Source organism: Peribacillus frigoritolerans (assembly GCF_004358755.1).
Classification (GTDB): domain Bacteria; phylum Bacillota; class Bacilli; order Bacillales; family Bacillaceae; genus Bacillus_P.
The window spans coordinates 814,744-833,050 of sequence record NZ_SMZY01000001.1 but is presented as its reverse complement, the minus strand read 5'-3'; the positions used below and the strand labels follow the sequence as shown (position 1 = coordinate 833,050).

At 37.3% G+C, this 18,307-nt stretch carries 19 protein-coding genes and 1 pseudogene; 7 read left to right on the top strand and 13 right to left on the bottom strand.

The genetic code is table 11. The annotated features are described in order from the left end of the window. Positions 1–37: 37 nt before the first annotated feature. The 6 genes from E2R53_RS04430 to E2R53_RS04405 form a co-directional block, all read right to left on the bottom strand. On the bottom strand, positions 38–1,789 hold the full coding sequence (locus E2R53_RS04430) for a M3 family metallopeptidase (RefSeq protein ID WP_133310578.1): 1,752 nt from the start codon (positions 1,787–1,789) through the stop codon (positions 38–40). Positions 1,790–2,063: 274 nt separating this feature from the next. Next, complete coding sequence (locus tag E2R53_RS04425; RefSeq protein ID WP_133310577.1) at positions 2,064–3,449, bottom strand: HAMP domain-containing sensor histidine kinase; 1,386 nt, start codon at positions 3,447–3,449, stop codon at positions 2,064–2,066. Then, positions 3,446–4,120 carry a response regulator transcription factor gene (locus tag E2R53_RS04420; RefSeq protein ID WP_133310576.1) on the bottom strand — a complete coding sequence of 225 codons (675 nt, stop codon included), beginning with the start codon at positions 4,118–4,120 and terminating at the stop codon, positions 3,446–3,448. The genes E2R53_RS04425 and E2R53_RS04420 overlap by 4 nt, the downstream gene beginning before the upstream one ends. 66 nt (positions 4,121–4,186) lie before the next feature. After that, positions 4,187–4,864: an ABC transporter ATP-binding protein gene (locus tag E2R53_RS04415; RefSeq protein WP_133310575.1), complete on the bottom strand. Its 678-nt coding sequence runs from the start codon at positions 4,862–4,864 to the stop codon at positions 4,187–4,189. A gap of 1 nt (position 4,865) precedes the next feature. After that, positions 4,866–5,900, bottom strand: a complete 1,035-nt coding sequence (locus E2R53_RS04410; protein ID WP_133310574.1) for an FtsX-like permease family protein — start codon at positions 5,898–5,900, stop codon at positions 4,866–4,868. A 140-nt stretch (positions 5,901–6,040) separates the two neighbouring features. Further along, entirely contained in the window at positions 6,041–6,418 is a 378-nt protein-coding gene (locus E2R53_RS04405; protein WP_133310573.1) for a MerR family transcriptional regulator, read from the bottom strand. Positions 6,419–6,524: 106 nt separating this feature from the next. Here E2R53_RS04405 and E2R53_RS04400 point away from each other — a divergent pair, with 106 nt between their 5' ends. Continuing rightward, positions 6,525–7,295, top strand: a complete 771-nt coding sequence (locus E2R53_RS04400) for an SDR family NAD(P)-dependent oxidoreductase (RefSeq protein ID WP_133310572.1) — start codon at positions 6,525–6,527, stop codon at positions 7,293–7,295. 43 nt (positions 7,296–7,338) lie between these two features. On the opposite strand, the gene E2R53_RS04395 is transcribed toward E2R53_RS04400, so the two are convergent. Then, on the bottom strand, positions 7,339–7,680 hold the full coding sequence (locus E2R53_RS04395) for a DUF3243 family protein (RefSeq protein WP_133310571.1): 342 nt from the start codon (positions 7,678–7,680) through the stop codon (positions 7,339–7,341). 185 nt (positions 7,681–7,865) lie between these two features. Here E2R53_RS04395 and E2R53_RS04390 point away from each other — a divergent pair, with 185 nt between their 5' ends. The 3 genes from E2R53_RS04390 to E2R53_RS04380 are packed head-to-tail and all read left to right on the top strand — an operon-like array spanning position 7,866 to position 11,532. Continuing rightward, positions 7,866–8,930 (top strand): GerAB/ArcD/ProY family transporter, encoded by a 1,065-nt coding sequence (locus tag E2R53_RS04390; protein WP_165970888.1) that lies wholly within the window; start codon positions 7,866–7,868, stop codon positions 8,928–8,930. 9 nt (positions 8,931–8,939) lie between these two features. Beyond that, complete coding sequence (locus tag E2R53_RS04385; RefSeq protein ID WP_133310569.1) at positions 8,940–10,418, top strand: spore germination protein; 1,479 nt, start codon at positions 8,940–8,942, stop codon at positions 10,416–10,418. Continuing rightward, the gene (locus tag E2R53_RS04380) at positions 10,408–11,532 is read left to right on the top strand and encodes a Ger(x)C family spore germination protein (protein WP_133310568.1); all 1,125 of its coding nucleotides are present in this window, start codon (positions 10,408–10,410) and stop codon (positions 11,530–11,532) included. Before E2R53_RS04385 ends, E2R53_RS04380 begins: the two co-directional genes overlap by 11 nt. A 71-nt stretch (positions 11,533–11,603) precedes the next feature. Here the strand turns inward: E2R53_RS04380 and E2R53_RS04375 are convergent. Together E2R53_RS04375 and E2R53_RS04370 are read right to left on the bottom strand one after the other, a co-directional pair. Continuing rightward, positions 11,604–12,523, bottom strand: a pseudogene (locus E2R53_RS04375) (formylglycine-generating enzyme family protein); the annotation flags it as partial. An 88-nt stretch (positions 12,524–12,611) separates the two neighbouring features. Beyond that, positions 12,612–13,652 carry a sulfatase family protein gene (locus tag E2R53_RS04370; protein ID WP_206197350.1) on the bottom strand — a complete coding sequence of 347 codons (1,041 nt, stop codon included), beginning with the start codon at positions 13,650–13,652 and terminating at the stop codon, positions 12,612–12,614. Between the two features lie 130 nt (positions 13,653–13,782). Between E2R53_RS04370 and E2R53_RS04365 the strand changes: the two genes are divergently transcribed. The 3 genes from E2R53_RS04365 to E2R53_RS23740 all read left to right on the top strand — a co-directional run bounded on the left by E2R53_RS04365 (position 13,783) and on the right by E2R53_RS23740 (position 14,548). After that, entirely contained in the window at positions 13,783–14,016 is a 234-nt protein-coding gene (locus tag E2R53_RS04365; protein ID WP_133310567.1) for a hypothetical protein, read from the top strand. Between the two features lie 159 nt (positions 14,017–14,175). Continuing rightward, positions 14,176–14,451: an AraC family transcriptional regulator gene (locus tag E2R53_RS04360; RefSeq protein ID WP_133310566.1), complete on the top strand. Its 276-nt coding sequence runs from the start codon at positions 14,176–14,178 to the stop codon at positions 14,449–14,451. Beyond that, the gene (locus tag E2R53_RS23740; protein WP_133310565.1) at positions 14,441–14,548 is read left to right on the top strand and encodes a helix-turn-helix domain-containing protein; all 108 of its coding nucleotides are present in this window, start codon (positions 14,441–14,443) and stop codon (positions 14,546–14,548) included. The genes E2R53_RS04360 and E2R53_RS23740 overlap by 11 nt, the downstream gene beginning before the upstream one ends. Before the next feature lie 397 nt (positions 14,549–14,945). Here E2R53_RS23740 and E2R53_RS04350 read toward each other — a convergent pair whose 3' ends face one another. From E2R53_RS04350 to E2R53_RS04335, 4 genes are all read right to left on the bottom strand, one after another. Beyond that, positions 14,946–15,515 carry a hypothetical protein gene (locus tag E2R53_RS04350; RefSeq protein WP_133310564.1) on the bottom strand — a complete coding sequence of 190 codons (570 nt, stop codon included), beginning with the start codon at positions 15,513–15,515 and terminating at the stop codon, positions 14,946–14,948. 97 nt (positions 15,516–15,612) lie between these two features. Then, positions 15,613–15,870 (bottom strand): hypothetical protein, encoded by a 258-nt coding sequence (locus E2R53_RS04345; protein ID WP_133310563.1) that lies wholly within the window; start codon positions 15,868–15,870, stop codon positions 15,613–15,615. A 176-nt stretch (positions 15,871–16,046) separates the two neighbouring features. Further along, positions 16,047–16,535 carry an NUDIX hydrolase gene (locus E2R53_RS04340; protein WP_133310562.1) on the bottom strand — a complete coding sequence of 163 codons (489 nt, stop codon included), beginning with the start codon at positions 16,533–16,535 and terminating at the stop codon, positions 16,047–16,049. Between the two features lie 568 nt (positions 16,536–17,103). Next, on the bottom strand, positions 17,104–17,946 hold the full coding sequence (locus tag E2R53_RS04335; RefSeq protein ID WP_133310561.1) for a tyrosine-type recombinase/integrase: 843 nt from the start codon (positions 17,944–17,946) through the stop codon (positions 17,104–17,106). Positions 17,947–18,307 lie beyond the last annotated feature (361 nt).

Below are 18,307 nucleotides of genomic sequence, written 5' to 3'. Positions count from 1 at the left end.
CCTCTTTTCTTATTCACTTTCATCCAATTGCAAATTATTAACTACCTGAATTTTTATATTGGTTTATATCTTTTATCAAACTCAGGATTGATCTTTGCCAAAATTCAGGTTGTGTGAGATCTAAATGAAAATGTTTTTTTATTAGCTGCTCGAGCGGCAGCATGCCAGTTTCACTTAAAAATCCTTGGAACTTTTTGCAGAAGCCTTCATTGCCTTTAGATATTTCCAAAAGACCAATACTTAATAAGAAACCGAAAGAGTACGGATAATTATAAAAAGGAACATCAGCTTGATAAAACTGTCCATATTTAATCCACACGTAGGGTTCATATTCACTCAACCCGTTGCCAAATGCTTTTTCCTGACTTTGCTGCGAAAGCTTTTCCACCTGCCATACATCTAACTGTCCATTTTTCCTGCACTCATAAAAGGCGTTTTCAAATAAGAAAGCTCCTCTAATAGACATTAGATAATTTAGACTTCGTTCAATTTTCCATCCAAGAATTGCTTTTTTGATTGACTCATCTTGTGTGTCTTCAATGACATAATTAATAAATGCCGTTTCAAAAAAGATAGAAGAAGTTTCCGCCATTGTCATTTCGAACGTTTCTTCTGAAAAACGCAGGGATGGAACTACTTTCATTTGCTGGAAGTGCCAAGCATGACCTAATTCGTGTGCAAGTCTTCTGGCACTGTCTATGCTATTATCATAGCTTAATGAAATTCTTGACTCTCCTTCTGCAAGAAAGGGAGCGCAGAAACCGCCAAATGGTTTTGTTTTACGTTGTTCTGCATCTACCCAGCCTTTTGTAATACCTTCTTTTATGTATTCAGAAATATTGCTGTCAATGGTTTGAAGAGACTTAATGATTCCTTCAATAGCTTGTGAGAACGTAAAATTAAGAGACACATCCTCAGGGGTACTCATCAATTCATGCCATGTAAGTTTGTCTTTCCCTGCTTCTTTGGCTTTTATTTTTAGGAACTCAGAAAGTTCTTTTGATTTGGAATCTACTGCATCCCACATGACATTGAGAGTTGTGCTGGATATCCCATTCCATTTTAGAGATTCATCAAGGTAATGAACATTTCTTATCCGGTTCTCATTAAGTCTTAGTCCAACCATTTGATTATAGATAGATGCAAACTCGTTTGCCTGTTTGCCCAGAGAACGGTTTAGTTCCTTAAATATAAGAAGTCTTTTTGATGAATCAGAGTGAGACATTGCTGAATGATTGGCTTCACTAAAAGTCAATTCTATTTCTTCATCAACAAGATTCATTCTAACTACTAAATTATTTCGTATTTGTTCATATACTTCTTGCATACAACTTAATGTTTCTCCGGCAAAACTTAATTTATTTACTTCCTCTTTCCTTATTCTTTTGCCTCTAAATACATCTGTTACTAACCGTTTTTCATTAATACCGCTAGCCCATTCATCAAATTCTTTTTCAGTCAACTCTAATAGCGTTTCTTGCAAATGAGACAAAATAGAACGAACTTGAGATTTTAAGGTTGAAATGCTGCCATTAATAGATGTTAAGAGGGCGGGTTCTACATTTTCTGTTGTTAAACAATAATAAAACGATTCAACTGATTCAATCTGTTTGATTATTTTTGAAAGAGTTAATAATTCGTTTTCTTTTAAGATTTTTGCTACAGAATATGTCTCCAAATCTGTTAATTTTTCTTTGATACTATTTATGTGTTTACTTAATTTTTCTAGATCGAATCCATACAATAGGTTATTTAAATTCCAGCGTGTCTGAGCTTTGATTGTTTCCATTTCACGAGCCCCCCATTTAAATCATTAGCTTACATCCAATTATTTCAAAACAAATCCTTAACCTCAATCATTATTTTCAAAAAGAAAGAGCCTATCTTTTTAAAGATAGGCTCCCTGATTGTTTAATAATGGAGAATCTTAATACTTCACTGCTTATAATAGTGATTTTTTTGTTTCTTCAAAGGTTTTTTATTCCTCAAAGAAGTCTTTATAGATAACTATTTCATCTTCAAAAAACTTATATTGTACAATTAATCACATCTCAGTGCTGAAACTAATACCCTTTAGGTAAAGAAATAATGATGGAAGTCCCTTTAAACGGTTCACTTTCAATTGTAATTCTGCCTTGATGCAGCTGAATAATCTCTTTAACAATGGAAAGGCCAAGTCCTGTCCCTTCTGTTTTTCGGGTTCTTGCTTTATCTGCACGATAGAATCTTTCAAACGCCTGTTTCTTCTCATCTTCAGACATCCCAATCCCCTCGTCGCCGATCATGATGGCAACCTGATCCTCACGGCTAATTGTTTCGATGTGGATGCTGCCGCCTTGTTCACTATATTTAACGGCATTACTAATAAGATTTTCCCAGACTGTTAAAAGCAAGGACGCATTTCCTTTTATTTTTTCTGCTTTTAAAGAGTGTGAGAGACTCATCTCTTTTTCTTCTAATTTCCACCTGTATCGGTTAATCGTGTCCAGCCATTGTTTATTGATTGAAACCATTTCCTGGTCTTGAAGGGCAAGCGATTCATCCAAAACGGTTAATGCCAGCAGCTGTTTGGTTAATTCAGACAGTCTGGATGTTTCTTGTTGAATGATGGTCTGATAGTCAATTTGTTCTTCTTTTGTCACATCGGGCTTCTTCAATAATGCAAGGTAGCTTTGAATGGTATGCAGCGGTGACTGAATATCGTGCGAAACATTATTGACGAACTCTTTCCTTTTTGTCATCAGCTGTTTCATTTGCAGGCGCATCGCATCAAAACTTTCAGCTAATTGACCAATCTCATCTCTGCGGGAAATGTTAATCGGTTCATCAAATGATTCAGCAGCCATTTTTTTCGTCACATTGGTCAAGTGGGAAATGGGATGGATTAATTTCCTGGCAGCGATCATCATGCCAAAAATGCTTAAGAGCAGAAGGCCGATCGCGAGACCGCCAAATAATAACCGAACCTCTCCAAACAGCATTCCGATGTTCGGCCGAATAAATAGAGCATATTTTGATCCATCCCCTTCCACCTGCACACCGACTGAATTTTTCAGCTCATTTGCAAAAAATCCAGTCACAAACGTTTCTCTCGGATAGTCTCGCATTCCATGATAAACTTCACCATCAAGAACGGATGAAATGACTTCTTTGGGCAATGTTTTATCTCGGTACTCTCCCCCATAAAAAGAACCGCTTCCGCTTTGATCCTCTATATAAAGCTGATAGCCTGCTGAACCGAGCATTTTTAAAGCATCACTCATCTGATCAGAAGTTAAACCCTCTAAGTATGCGGACATCTCAGATGCAATCGCTGCATTTTTCTTGTCATTTTCTTTTTTCAAAAACTGGTGATAATACGTATTCATCACAAAAAAGGATGTGAAGCTGCTGATGATCATTGTAATGAGAGTAAACCAAACGAATTTCAGGTAAAGTGAATGGGTCATGTCAGCTCCTCCAGCTTATACCCGACTCCGCGGACTGTTGTAATTCGAATGTCAGGTGCCTTGCTTGCAAGCCTGTTGCGGATTCTTTTAATATGAACATTGACGGTCTGGTCATCTCCTGCGTAGTCTATCCCCCACACGCTTTCAATAATTTGTTCGCGTGTAAACACATGATTTGGGTGTGATGCAAGTAGACGAAGGACTTCAAATTCTTTAAGCGGAAGCATCAGTGTCCCGCTTTCCGTCTGAACTTCATAGCTCCTGCGGTCAATTTTAATGGAACCAATGATCAGAATCTCATCCTGGGGTTTCTGATATCTTCTTAAAATAGCTTGTATTCTATATAATAATTCTTTGAATTCAAATGGTTTTACGACATAATCATCTGAACCTGACTGAAATCCTTTTTCTTTGTCTTCTATGTGATGTCTTGCTGTTAATAAGATAACCGGTACGTCGCAGAACCGCTTCATTTCTTTTGTTACTTCGAATCCATTCAAACCTGGCATCATAATGTCAATTACAGCTAAGTCAACCGCCGTTTTATTTATTAAGGAAAGAGCTTCCTTCCCTGAATAGGCAGGGATTGCGTCATACCCTGCACGGTTTAACTCAATCACGATATATTTCACCATATCCTGGTCATCGTCCACTACTAAAATTCGTTTCATGTTCTCTTCCCCTCATAATTAAACCTATTGCCTTTAATATCGGCAGCTCTTTTAAAAAATACTTATCTAATTAAAAACCATTCCGTCCCGCATTGTCACGACGTTGTCTGCATATACAAGCATTTCTTCGTCATGAGTAACCATCAGTGCAGCAATCTTCATTGTTTTTGTTAATTGTTTGATTAACTTCATGATATCGTTTGATCTTTTAGAATCAAGACTTGCCGTAGGTTCATCTGCAAATATGATTTTTGGTTTATGAATCAAAGCTCTCGCTACTGCTGCTCTCTGTTTTTCTCCTCCTGATAAAGATTGCGGATATGCATCCTTTCGATGATACAAATCTGTCAGTTTGAGAAACCGTTCTGCTTCGTTTCTCTGTTCCTGTTTCTTAAGCTTTGTTTCAGAGAGGCTCAGCATAAGCATAAGCTGTTCTTGGACCGTAAGAAAGGGGACCAGATGGGAGGACTGAAAGATATAGCCAAACTGATTGGCTCTCAATTTCCTGATCTGGTCCTGACTCATTTCCGTTACATTTTCTCCTTTAAAAAAGATACTGCCATGTGTAGCACGCTGCAGCCCGGCCGCAATTGTCAAAAGTGTACTCTTCCCTGATCCTGACGCTCCTACTAACGCCGTTATTTCACCTTCATTAAGTGATAAACTGATCCCTTTTAATACCTGTTCTTCCACTTCTCCATTCATGAACGCTTTCTTCACATTATTCAGCTGGAAAATTGTCATTTTACCCTTCCCCCTGTTGTATGGCTTTTAATGGTTCGACTTTTTTTATTTGAATACCCGATAAAGTAGCCCCTATGAACCCTACTGCGGCGAAAACGAGTGAAAGCTGAAGACTGGTTTCTGCCGGCAAATAAAACGGAAGGCCTTGAGGAGCAACGCTTTCTAAAGCTTGACTTAAAAGAACGGATATACTGAGAGAAATGAGTGTGATGATGATCATTTGACTCCACATCATGACAAATAAAGATTTCGTTTTCATGCCAATAGCTTTTAAGATTCCGTACAATCCAATTTTTTGAACGTTCATCATGTAGAAAAAAATGGTGAACAGCATGCCGCTTATAACAATTAAAAACCATGAAATCATAGTTAAGGAAAGCTGCTCGGCGCTGTAGCTTGGTATTGTGCTGAGAAACTCATCATTTGTAAATGACTGAAGTCCGGAAAGGGATTGTATCTCATCGTTCATTTGAAGAAAGATGAATTGCATCTCATTTTGCTTGAAGATTTCTTGATAATCTTCTTGATTAATAAAAGCTGCAGGTGCATGGCTGAATTTTTTATGATCGGCAAACCCCTTTACAATGAGTTCTCCTTCATATTGATTGTTTTTTACCTTATCTCCTATCTTCACTCCTTCTGCTTTTAAGGAACGATCTAAAATAACTTCTCCTTTTTTGACCTCGTCAAAAAATGGCGATTGAGCTGCTGTCACAAAAGCCACACTATGCTGCCTATCTTGATCATCGTTTATAAAACCCATTTGGATGGCAAGAGCAGCTGCATTTTTATTTTCCGCAAGGATCTTTTCCTCCATCTTTTTATCAATCTTAGACGCAAGATAATTTTCTTCCGCATCAGCATTCATGTAGAAATGACCATCAGGCAAATCTTTTATCAGTGAAGCATTGTCTTGGGACAATCCATTTGAAAGCCCAGAGATCATAAACGTCAGAAAACTCACTAAAAAAATAATGGATCCTAAGATGAGAAAACGAGCCTTGTTCTTTTTGATTTCCTTCCATGCCAGATTCATTTTCCTTCCTCCAATTCTTATTGATAAGAAGAGTATAGGAGAGCAAGGTGAACAAAAGATGAACGGGAGATTACAATGGTTCAAAATAAAAAACCTGCAACAGGTTCGAAGTCCTTTACAGGTTATTAGATGAAGTACTATTACTGCTTATTAATTATTTTATTCTTATTAATTGATTCTTTATAAGCAGTTATCTTGTCATCAAGCATTTTTTCTGTAGCTTCAAGCGTCTTCACTTGGTGATGTATTGATTTTCTGTGATTTTCAAGCAGCTTAAGGCGGGCATTAGCTGTGTGTTCACCTTCTAAAAAAAGATTAGTATATTCTCTTATTTGAGCAAGCGGCATCTGCGTTTGTTTGAGTTTGACAACAAACCGAAGCCACGCAAGCTGATTTTCAGTATAAATACGATCTCCGCCCGCAGTGCGGTCCGTTTCGATAATCTTCTCTTTTTCATAATAGCGCAATGTATGCGTGCTCAGTCCCAATAGTTCGGCTGCCTCACTAATTGTGTACATCCTATCCCTCCAGGTTTTTTCTCTAGTTCAAGTATAAATAATATTTGACTTAGAGTACACTCTAACTAATAGAATGAAACTGTAATTGAAATAAGGAGGAGATCAAATGAAATATACCGTTATAACAGGCGCAAGCTCGGGAATCGGGTATGAAGCTTCCCTTGCTTTTGCAGCACGGGGAAAAAATTTAGTTCTTGTTGCGCGCAGAGAAGATAAACTGCAGGAGTTAAAAGCAGAAATCGAAAAATTGAACAGAGAGCTTGATGTTGTCATCCGGGTCAGTGATTTATCGATTTCAGAAAATGCTTATTCGCTGTACGAGAGTCTTCAAGAATACGAACTTGAAACTTGGATTAACAATGCAGGGTTTGGAAACTTTGCTTCTATCGGCGAACAGAATTTAAATAAAATAGAGTCCATGCTTCATTTAAATATTGAAGCGCTGACGATTTTGTCTTCTCTCTTTGTAAGAGATTATTCCGATCATGATGGAACACAGATTATGAATATTTCATCTGGAGGCGGATATACGATTATCGCTGAAGCCGTCACGTACTGTGCAACGAAGTTTTATGTAAGTGCCTTTACTGAAGGTCTTGCCCGCGAGTTAAAAGCAAAAGGAGCTAAAATGCAGGCAAAAGTACTGGCACCCGCAGCAACCGAAACAGAATTTGCTAAACGCTCTTTTGATCTTGATGAATTTACTTATGAAGGCGCTATGCCAAAGTTTCATACAGCTAAAGAAATGGCAGCATTTATGCTGGACCTCTATGACAGCGAAAAAACGGTCGGAATTGTAGACGGGCTCACGTATGAGTTTAAACTCTCAGATCCAATTTTTAATTATGCCGAACGGTCTTCCCGATTAGACTCATAAAAAAAAGCTAGAGCTGAATCATCAGCTCTAGCTTTTCGCAGTTTTACTCTTTTCCTACAAGTCTGACAAGAAGATGTGCCAATTGATGGCGCTGCTCCTTATCGCCTGCTTTCCAAAGCTCCTGAAGCAATTTTTCCTCGCGGTTTCTCGGTTCCTCATTTTCAGCAAGGTAAGCGGCAACTTTTTCTGCTGTTTTGGCTAATTGTTCTTCACTTAATCCAAGTTTTTCGCCAAGAGCAACCCGCTTTCCCAGGTATTGTTTGAAACTTTCAAAACTGCCCAGAATATCTTCCATTTTTTCATCCGGAATTGTTGCAATGCGGCTTTCTACCTTTTCTGTTTCGAGACTTTCATTTTTATTAATAATATGATTTTTTTCTGACATTTAAATCCATTCCCTTCTATTCTAACGTCGTTCTATTAGTTTAAATACCCGCTTTTATCTTATCGAAACTCGCCAGCTCTTTTCTGCTTATCAAGGTTAAAAAAAAGGAAACCAACACCAAATTTTCGTATAAAACCCATTTTTTAACTAAATACTAACTTTTATTACTGACAATGGGGGAAAACATGCGTATTCAGCCGGGAATTGCTCCTATACATATTTATTTCTTGATAATCATGTCTTCCGGATTAGTCAATCATGTTCTGATCATACCGCTTATTCTTTCGGCTGCAGGCCGGGACTCATGGTTAAGTGTTGTTGTTTCAATTGTGCCTTATATCATCTGGATCTTGTTAATTGGAGCCGTTATCAAAAAGATCGGAAATCAAAACTTTTTAGAGTATCTGAAAACTCGTCTTGGACGTGTGCCTGTATTTTTATTTACAGTCATCTTGATTCTCTATTTTTATTTAAATGCAGCTGTAACCTTCAGAGATACAGTTACTTGGACAAAAACCAATTATTTAATGAATACCCCAATGCTTGTTCTATGTATTTTGTTAGGTTTGCTGTGTTTTTTTGGGACATATAAAGGGATTCAGGAATTAAGCATTGTGACAATGATTGCCTTGCCGATGGTCGTTGCCTTCGGCTGTTTCATTGCAATTGGAAATATCCAGCATAAGGATTACTCTATGCTGCTGCCCATCGCCGAACATGGACCTGGACCAATAATTAATGGCACAACCTACGTCTTTTCTGGCCTTACAGAATTAAGCACGCTTTTATTTTTGGTCCATTATACAAATAAGCCTTTGAAATGGAAGCATATTTTCCTGGTGGCTTTTATCTTAATGGGTCTCATGATTGGCCCGTTGATGGCAGCTATTGCTGAATTTGGCCCTTATGAGGCAAGCAAGCTCCGATATCCCGCCTTTGAGCAGTGGAAGCTTCTTACCCTCAGCAAAGAAATTACAAGAATGGATTTTCTTTCGATTTTCCAATGGATTTCAGGAGCGTTTATCCGCATCAGTTTATTGATGTATCTAGTAACCCATCTCATTAAAAAGACAAAATACAGAATTTGGATTGTAAGTCTTTTATATATAATAGCAATCGGCTATACACTGGCTCCTATATCTAATCTTGTTATTTTCAAGCATCTCTATCATTACTTTTTCCCCTACCAATTGTACGTTATCATTCCGCTGATCAGCGTCATCTGTCTTTACGTCCTATTTAAGAAATGAGGAAATGGTATGACCATAAATGAGACCGAGGCAAACTCGATAGAACTTAATGAATTTTTATCATCTTTTCAAAACAATATGGATGTGGTGATTAAGCAGCGCTTATTTTCTGACATATCCTCTCATAGTTTTACGATTTTGTTTTGCAAAGGGTTAACAGATGTTCAGATTATGGAGGAAACATTTCTTCCTTTCCTGCACTCCAATATTCAGAAAGGTGAAGCTTTGGATTGTAAAAGTTTTAGAAACCGTTTTGAAGTAAGTAAGCTTAAGCTGACTAATCAAAACTTGCAGATGATTGAACGAAATCTATTTTCCGGTAACGTTCTCCTAATAAATGAAAATAAAAGCTATATTTATTCAATTGAACTATCAAACACACCTAAAAGAACCCCTGAAGAATCCAACACGGAAATTTCGATCAGAGGTCCGAGAGATGGATTTATTGAGGATTTAGAAACGAATTTTGCCCTTATTAGAAAACGTTTTAAGTCTTCTTCCCTGCATAGTAAGTCATACACAATAGGAAGACGAAGCCAAACTTCTGTTTCTTTATTGTATGTTTACGATATTATCGATCAGGATCTAGTAAAACGGGTTGATCAACGTCTCGCAAATTTAGATATTGACGTTTTAGTGAGCAGCAGTGATTTAGAAGAATCCTTATCAGATAGTTATTTTTCGATTTTTCCTTTGCTTGATAATACAGGACGTCCTGATTATGCGGTTCAATCTTTAGTTCAGGGTCATTTCATCATCATTGTAGATGGATCCCCGACAGTCCTTATAGGACCAGCGTCTCTCAAGATCACTTTAAAATCACCTGAGGATGCAAATGCAAGTTTTTATATGGTTACTTTTGAGCGGTTTCTGCGTTTCACGGGCTTATTTACAACGATTTCACTCCCTGGTCTGTGGGTTGCGCTGACGACCTTTCACCAGGATCAGCTTCCTTACCCTTTGCTTGCGACTCTTACTCTCTCTCGAACCGGACTGCCATTATCCTTGCCGCTTGAGATGATGATTATGGTCATATTGTTCGAATTGTTCAAAGAAGCTGGTGCAAGGCTGCCGAAAGCCGTCGGTCAGACTGTTGCTGTACTTGGAGGATTAATCGTAGGGGATGCGGCCATTCGGGCTGGCCTGACATCACCTACTACACTAGTTGTAGTCGCAATTACAATGATTGCAAGCTATACATTCGTGAATCAGTCGTTAAGCGGGAATTTGCTTTTTTTACGTATTTACACCCTCTTGATGTGCGGGATGTTTGGATTGTTCGGCTTCTTTGTAGCAATGCTGAGTATCTTTTTACTTTTGGGGTCAATGCGTTCATTTGATTATCCTTACTTGACATCCTTTGCTGAACCAAATGTTCCAGATCTTCTAAAATCATTTCTCAAACTGCCTTTTCCGCTCATGAAACAAAGAGATAAATCGATGTTTACGCAGGACTCTTCCCGTCAAGGAGGCAACAATGATCAATAAACAGGTAAAACTTTTTATGCTGCTATCTTCGATTTGTTTAGTGCTGAGCGGATGCTGGGGAAGCCGGGGAATCAGCGATCAGCTTTATATTGAGGCATTAGGAGTCGATTATAAAGACGGCAAGTATATTGTATACACAGAATCTGCCATTTTTTCTTCCATTGCAAAGCAAGAAGGAGGAGGATCCCAGCCTTCTGAGTCCCCTGTACTTGTAGGGAAAGAGGAAGCTGAGAGCTTAACAATGGCATTCAGGAAATTGGAGAAGACATCACAATTTCCGCTTTATTACGGTCATATACAGGTAATTTTGCTCAGTGAGAGAGTTATTAATCAAAAATTAGAAGAAGTAATATCCCATATAGGCCATGATCCGTTGATCAGGTTTACCTCTTGGGTATTCGGAACTTCAGAGGAATTATCAGATGTCTTAAAAACGAAGTCTCTATTCAATCAGGCACCTACCTATAAAGTCCTGTTTCATCCTGACATCATGCTTAGCCGCAATCATGCTGTCAATCCTTTAAATATGCAGATGCTGTTAAGAGGAGGAAATGAGCCCTATGGTTCGATCCTGATTCCAAATGTTTCTATCACAGAGGGGCAGTGGCACGAAGATGAAAAAGAGCCCCCCACTCCGCATGTAAATGGAGGTTTCATTGTATCAAAGATGAAATCTAAGGGATTCATGCCTTACGAAGATCTACGTGGATTACAATGGTTAACAGAACAACAAAAAGAAAATAAGCTGGAAATCACTCATGAAGAAACAGTTGTTGAACTCTTGGTGAAGGGCTATAAAATCACGCTTCATGAACCTATAAAGGACGGATTGCACTATACGGTCCAGTTGAAAACCAAGGCTTTCATTGATGAAAGTGCAGATGAACCTTCCCTTGCCAGTTTAAAGAAAAAAATCCAACAGGAAATTAAAAACGATGTGCAGCGCACGTTTGAAAATGGACTGAAACTGGATGCAGATTTATACAATCTGACAGAGTCCACTTACCGAAAATCTCCGTCGCTTGTAAAAAAATATAAACTTCAGGGAGATTCTTTGTCTGACATTAAGGTAGAAGTTGTCATTGTTAATGCAGGAAGCCAGAAATACAAATAGTAAAAATCCAAGAAGGAAAATAGAATCCAGGACCTTTTGCTGTCCTGGATTCTTTCATTCCGTCTAATTACAACATCAGCTGCACATCTAAAGCCTATATTCCCAGAAGAACTATCTGGCGAATTGGAGCTTCTTGCAGCAACCCGATAGCGATTACAATAAGATTTATGACAAAGATAGGATCCGCCCCTCATTGATTTTGCCTGACCGACAGCAGGTCCTGAAGGATTATATGAGGAACTTTCAATGTGATAAGCTCGGCTGAACCAGTCTGCGCACCATTCCCACACATTCCCGCAGACATTATATAGCCCAAATCCGTTTGGATTGTATGCATGAACTGGACACGGTCTGTATTTTTTTCCGGAAACACTCCCTGCCAAATATTACATTGATGTTTGCCATTAATCAGCAATTCATCTCCCTATACATATCTTTTTTGATTTAAGTTTCCCCGAGCAGCATATTCCCACTCTGCTTCAGTTGGAAGCCTCTTACCTGCCCAAAAACAGTAAGATTGAGCATCTTTCCAAAAAACGTGTACTACAGGATGATCCAATCTGTTTTCAATGGATGATCCTGGTCCTTCCGGCTGTTTCCACGATGCCCCATAAACTGCAGCCCACCACGGAAGGCCTGGCACCCACTCAGGCTTGGCTGCCAGAGCTTCTTCTGATAGAAATTGATTGAAGACAAAGGACCAGCCGTACAACTCTGGCTCGGTTATATAACCTGTTTCTTGGACAAATTGTGTAAATTGTTTATTTGTGACTGCATAAATTTCGATATAAAAAGGAGATAAAACAACTTCTCTTGCAGGTCCTTCTCCATCTTTAGAAAACCCTTCTTTGCTGTTAGAACCCATAATGAAACTTCCCCCATCAAGCAAAACCATTCCCTCTTTAAAACTACTCTTGCTTTTGTTTATGACATTTAATTTAGTACCCAGTCGCTGCTTATGGCATCTTTCAGGCGTACAGCATTTCTTCATTTTTCTGTCCCTGTTTTCCGCGAGAAGTCAGAAAAGTGAGCAAGGACCGTATTGTCAGTTAATTTTTTCAGTATATAAATACCCAAACTCATTTGGTACCCCTTCTAGCTATATAAATGTGCTGAAATTTCTCATGTCTGCTTTCAAGCTTCATTGCTGCTTCATGCCGTCCATCTTGCCGCAGACTGATTAGATAATTTTCCAGATTTCCTCGTGTATGATAGGGACCGCCCTCCTGAATCACATTCCACATTGGATCTGTTGGAGAATCGGAAGAAGCCATTTGCTGAGCCACCCAGGCATCAAGTAGCTGCAAGCCCTTTCCAACGATCTCTGGATGATGTTCTATTACATTTTCTGTTTCATGAGGATCATTTTCCAAATCAAATAGCATCAATTCGAGAAAATCCTTCAAACCATCATGATAGGTGCGAATCAAGAGCCATTTATCAAATCGGACAGATCGCTTACAGCTCCAGGCAGCCTGACTAACAACGAGATAGGGGCGGCCAGAGGATTTCTTCTCCGTCAACGCAGGTAAGAAACAGGTTCCATCCCATTTCTCCCGCTGCTCACCGCCAGCCAGTTCAGTCAAAGTCGGCCCCAGATCAATTTGATAGTGAAAGTCCTCATCCATATGTCCCTGACTCACATTCGGGCCTGCCATGATAAGAGGAATGCGATTCGTGATATGATCTGCTGTTCGGTGATCACCATAAACATTGAGTTCACCTTGATTTTCGCCATGATCTGCTGAAATGATTATGAATATATCTTCAAGTATCCCTTCTTCTTTTAAAGCATCGAGGATGATTCCAACATGGTCATCTGCATACCGAATTGCTGTATCATATCCGTCAATCCATTTTTTAAAATCCGATCGGGAAGTTATTTCTTTTGGGAGATCAGGCCACTCCTGATCTGCAGGCAATTCCCGCGCACTCATTGGTCCAAAGCTTTCTCTGTGTCTATTAATCATTTCATCTGTCAGCCATTCAGGAGCCGGATCTTCCTTCTTTGAATGGATTTCCGTATGAGACCGGTGTCCGATAAGGAGTATGAGGATCCCAGAAATTAAGATATAAAAACCAATCCTCTTTTTCAGCGCCTCTTCCTTTTGTCCATCCATGATAAAACACTTTAAATAAAGTCTATTTTTCTTACTATTCATAATAAAAGATAAGTTCTATTTGAAAAATAAACAAAACTACTCTATTTGTACATTTCATCATTTTATTTAAAAGGAAGGTGATGTAGGGTTGTTAGATATTCAGGGGATTTATTATGATGTAGAACCTTCATGGAGAACGGAAAAATCGCGGGGCCATAATACCCTTGTCTATGCTGCAGAGGGGAAAGTCCTGTATTTTATTGATGATAAACAGCTGGAGTTAGATAAAGGCGAGGTTTTATTTATCCCAAAAAAACTTTATCGTTCATGGACAAATCATCCGCATGAATCTCATAAAAAATATACAGCTGTCTTTTCATAGGATCATCATACAGCAGAAATCCCGCCGCTTATTACTGATAGAAATAAACTGCTTAGGTTTAAGCCTAGAAATACAGCTTACTTTGAACAGCGTTTTTCTTTTTTATTTTTACAGTGGCTAGGAAAGAGAACATTCTTTGAACAATTATCCAGCAGCGTTTTGACGGAACTATTTCTCCTGATTTCGCAGGAGAAATCTGAAAGGAATCCTTCTGCAGTTAAAGAACCGCTTGTAAGGAAGATGCAGAAATACATATTAAACAATTACAGACGGAGCATTACCATTGAGGAGTTATCCATTATTGCAGGCGTTACTCCAAATTACGTTACCATTCTATTTAAGGAAGTCATCGGTAGTACACCCATTCAATATCTGCACCAAATCCGCATAAACACAGCCCTTGAATTTACTGTCGAAAACGGAAATGTCTGTTAAAGACGTTGCTGAGTATTTAGGTTACTGCGACCAATCATACTTTAACCGCATGATTAAAAAATGGATGGGGTCTGCTCCTTCGCAGATAAAATCTTGAGTGTTCTTTTTCGTCTTTAAGAAAAATGAGCTGCATCTAACTAACGGGTTCCGTTTTGGTAACATAATCAATCCTAGAGGAAGTTGCAAAAAAGAAAACCCCATTTATCATTTATACACGTTTTTATACAAGGCTGCTAGATCAATGTTTTCAGCTGCGGAAGAAACCAGTTGGCTGCATAAAAAAAGGGGTTTATGCATGTTACTTTAGAATAAAGTTTGATTGTTTCTATGATCCTTCTTCAATTAAAGCTCCCTTTAATTAAAGAACTACTTTTTATTTATCCCAACCCTTTAGCATCTCTTCTTCTTTAATTTCTTTATTCAAGAAGTAAAATACACACCAAATCGCACTTTCACGATGATATGACAATAGCTTAGCAAATGTGGGTTAATCCTTATTTATTCAGATCTAATCGAGCCACTTCTTTTTTTCCTTCATAGACAACGACGGTTGCATCTAAGGAGATTTTTAATAACTCTTCCATCGCTTCTTTTGAAGGAGCAACCTTAAATTCAGATTGTTTAGCATCCTGTACTCCCAATTCATAATAGATATCATACTTTCCCGTTTTTCCTTTTGGGATGACTCCATCGATTGACTCGCCGAAACCGACACCTGAATCCACATACTCATCAGAATTAAAAATATTGAACCCTACAATGTTCCTAGAAGCGTTAATCAACTTTTCACTTGGAATAATTTTAATCGTAACCTGATTCTTGGGATCTTCCTCACCAAGTTTATTCCAGCTGGTATTTTTAAGCCTAATGGAATAATAAAGAGCTGTTGGAATAACTTCTTCCCCTTTTCTTTCTCCAGTCATAATTGTCATTGAGCCAAGGTGAGACTTATCGTTTTTTAGTTCTACAGTGGAACGAATTAGTTCAACTGGCGGTTTAGAAGAGCAAGCCGCAAGTAAAATAAAAATGCTAATAAAGCTGAATAATAACAAACGCTTTTTCAAATTAACTCCCCCTTTGTTATCAATCATCTTTTTCACATAAATTGATTTCTGAATTTTTACCTTATTATCAATAGAACAGTGTTGCAATTAGTTTTCTTTAAATGAAGGATATTTTCAGAACAAAAATTATCAAACCACAAATTAACGTTACTCCCACAAAAGAACCTATGTATTTAACGGGTGAGACTTTTCTTCCAAACTCCACTTCGTTGGGAAGATTATTTACATTTTCCCACCCTCTTTCTATATCGGGGATATATCTTTTAGTCTTTATATAACCTATACCCATTGTGATTATATAGTAAATTAGATAAACAATAACGGAACCTATAATTGCCTGAACTATTGTATTCACCCTACTCACCACCCTTTTAAATTTATTCCGCCCAAATTTTCCTCCCTCTTTAAATGACTAACATAAACACTTGTCTGATATTAATACCATTTATTTCAAATGGTATTAAGAATAACAATTATTTCCATAAAAGAAGGCTTACCTTTTTCCAGATAAGACCCCGATTGCAGAATATCTTACATTTTCATTTTCCAATCATTATAAACCTCAATATCCGGATCAAATACACTTTCCTTTAACCACCTAAATGCTTTAAGAACTAGTGGAGATGCATTATTAATATTTGCTTCTTTTTCTGATAACCACAACGCACTCAGAGAGTCTTGACCTTCAAATTGATGAGGATCATTTATATTGCCACGGACTTTTTCAACCAAATAATAAGCTGTAATGTGATGGACAAATTCACAATCATTCCAATCCCAAGGTAACATAAAATCTGCAATACCTAAGTTCTTTTCTATTTTCACTTCAATACCAGTCTCTTCAAGAAATTCTCGTTTTAAAGCTCCTATCAGACTTTCACCGTCTTCTAAACTTCCTCCTGGAAGATCATAACGATTTATGTAAGGTCCTCTGTTCTTATTGATTACTAGTATTTTATTGCCATAGGTGTAAATGCCATAAACTCCAAAAGCTCGGTGAATCTTTTTATCAGTAATCATTAATTTCTCCTCGCTATATTCTGAACATCAAAGGGTGAAAACCGATATTACAAAATAGCCACCTATAATTGAACATAGTTTAATTATACTCAATGATATTTAGCCATTGACCATCGTGACCAATGGTTATATGGGGAATCCTATTCATTTCGAATATTTTATAAATATCAATGTTTTTCTTGTTTATCGTCTGTAAATGCTCAGATACATTTGCTTCGGAAAAAACGATGTAATCCATTGTTGTAGACCGCAAATAAAATTCATATAAAAATTCTTTTTGACTGTCCTTTATATAACCTAAATGTCCTGTATCCCAAGCAAAAATACGCGATAATGGAACGGATTTAACTGCAATGAATTTTTTAGAAAGTTCTTTCAGCAGCTCTTTTCATATTCTGGAATAATCGCATAGATGTAACATTCGTTCATCTCTTAACTCTCCTAATTTTGTAGGTTACATTATTTTTTGCTTCCACAATCCTGCCAATTGCTTAATATCAATTATTTCAGAATTTGTAAAAATTAACAATAACAAAAAGACACATTCACTTGAATGCGTCTTTCATTATTAAAAATATTTGCTATATAGTTCCTGCCTAAGTTTACCACTTAATTGGGCATAAATTTTAGTTGTTTCGCTTTTTTCGTGACCAAGTAAACTTTGTATAACTTCTATAGGAGCACCGTTATTTATCATATGAGTTGCATAGCTGTGTCTCAGCTGATGTGGATGTATATTCTTCTTTATCTCTGCTTTGCTTGATATTCGTTTAATAATGTATCTCATTAAATCTATGCTCATTCTTCTGTTAGGACGTCTTTCTGTAACAAATAAGCTATCTTCTTGATCACTTCTTTCCTCAAGGTATCTTTTCAGCCATAGTACACATCGTGTATTAAAATAAACTTCTCTTTCTTTATCTCCTTTGCCTTGGACAATGACAGAGTTTGTAAAGAAATTAATGTCATCTCTGTTTAGTTTCACTACTTCTCCGATCCTGCATCCGGTTGAATAGATAAATTCAAATAGTGTATTCTCTAAAGTGCTATGGCAACCCTCACGCAATTGCTCAATTTCTATTTCAGTAAGGAACTTTGGAATTCTTTTACCTAATTTAGGTTCTTTTAATTTGGCTGCCGGATTCTTTTTAATTATTCCTTCTTCATACGTCCATCTAAATAAAGATCGTATGCATCGAACTCTATGGCCAAGACTGGAAGGCTTTAAATGGTTTCCTCTATTGATGAGATAACCTTTGAGTTTATTCGTGGTTATATCGTTTACATCAACATTTCCAAAATAACGTACTAGCAAATTGAATTGAAAACAATAAGTCTTAATTGTAAGAACTGAATAACCTTCAATTGTTTTATCTAGCTGGTATTTTTCCCAGACTTCCGTTAATAGCATATAATCACACTCCTACACTATAAGCCAATTAATCTAATTATTAATATGGGCTATTCGTGTGAATTACAAACGTACTTATTCAACAATATGGGAAAAAGAGCATTTATATAAGGATTTAGTAAGGAATAGACCAATTTTGTTAAATTCAATTATTTATTATTCAGTTGAACCTGAGCTATCCAGGCTACATTATTAACTTTCCTTTCTTATTGTTACACCATTATGTAATAAAAAAATTAAACAAAAAGGACACTAACCTTTTATTGGATTAATAAGGTTGAAAAATAAACGAAATAATCATTTACATTTTTTTGCATAGATACTAAATTATAATTAAGTAAATTATTTTTTAGCAAAAAAT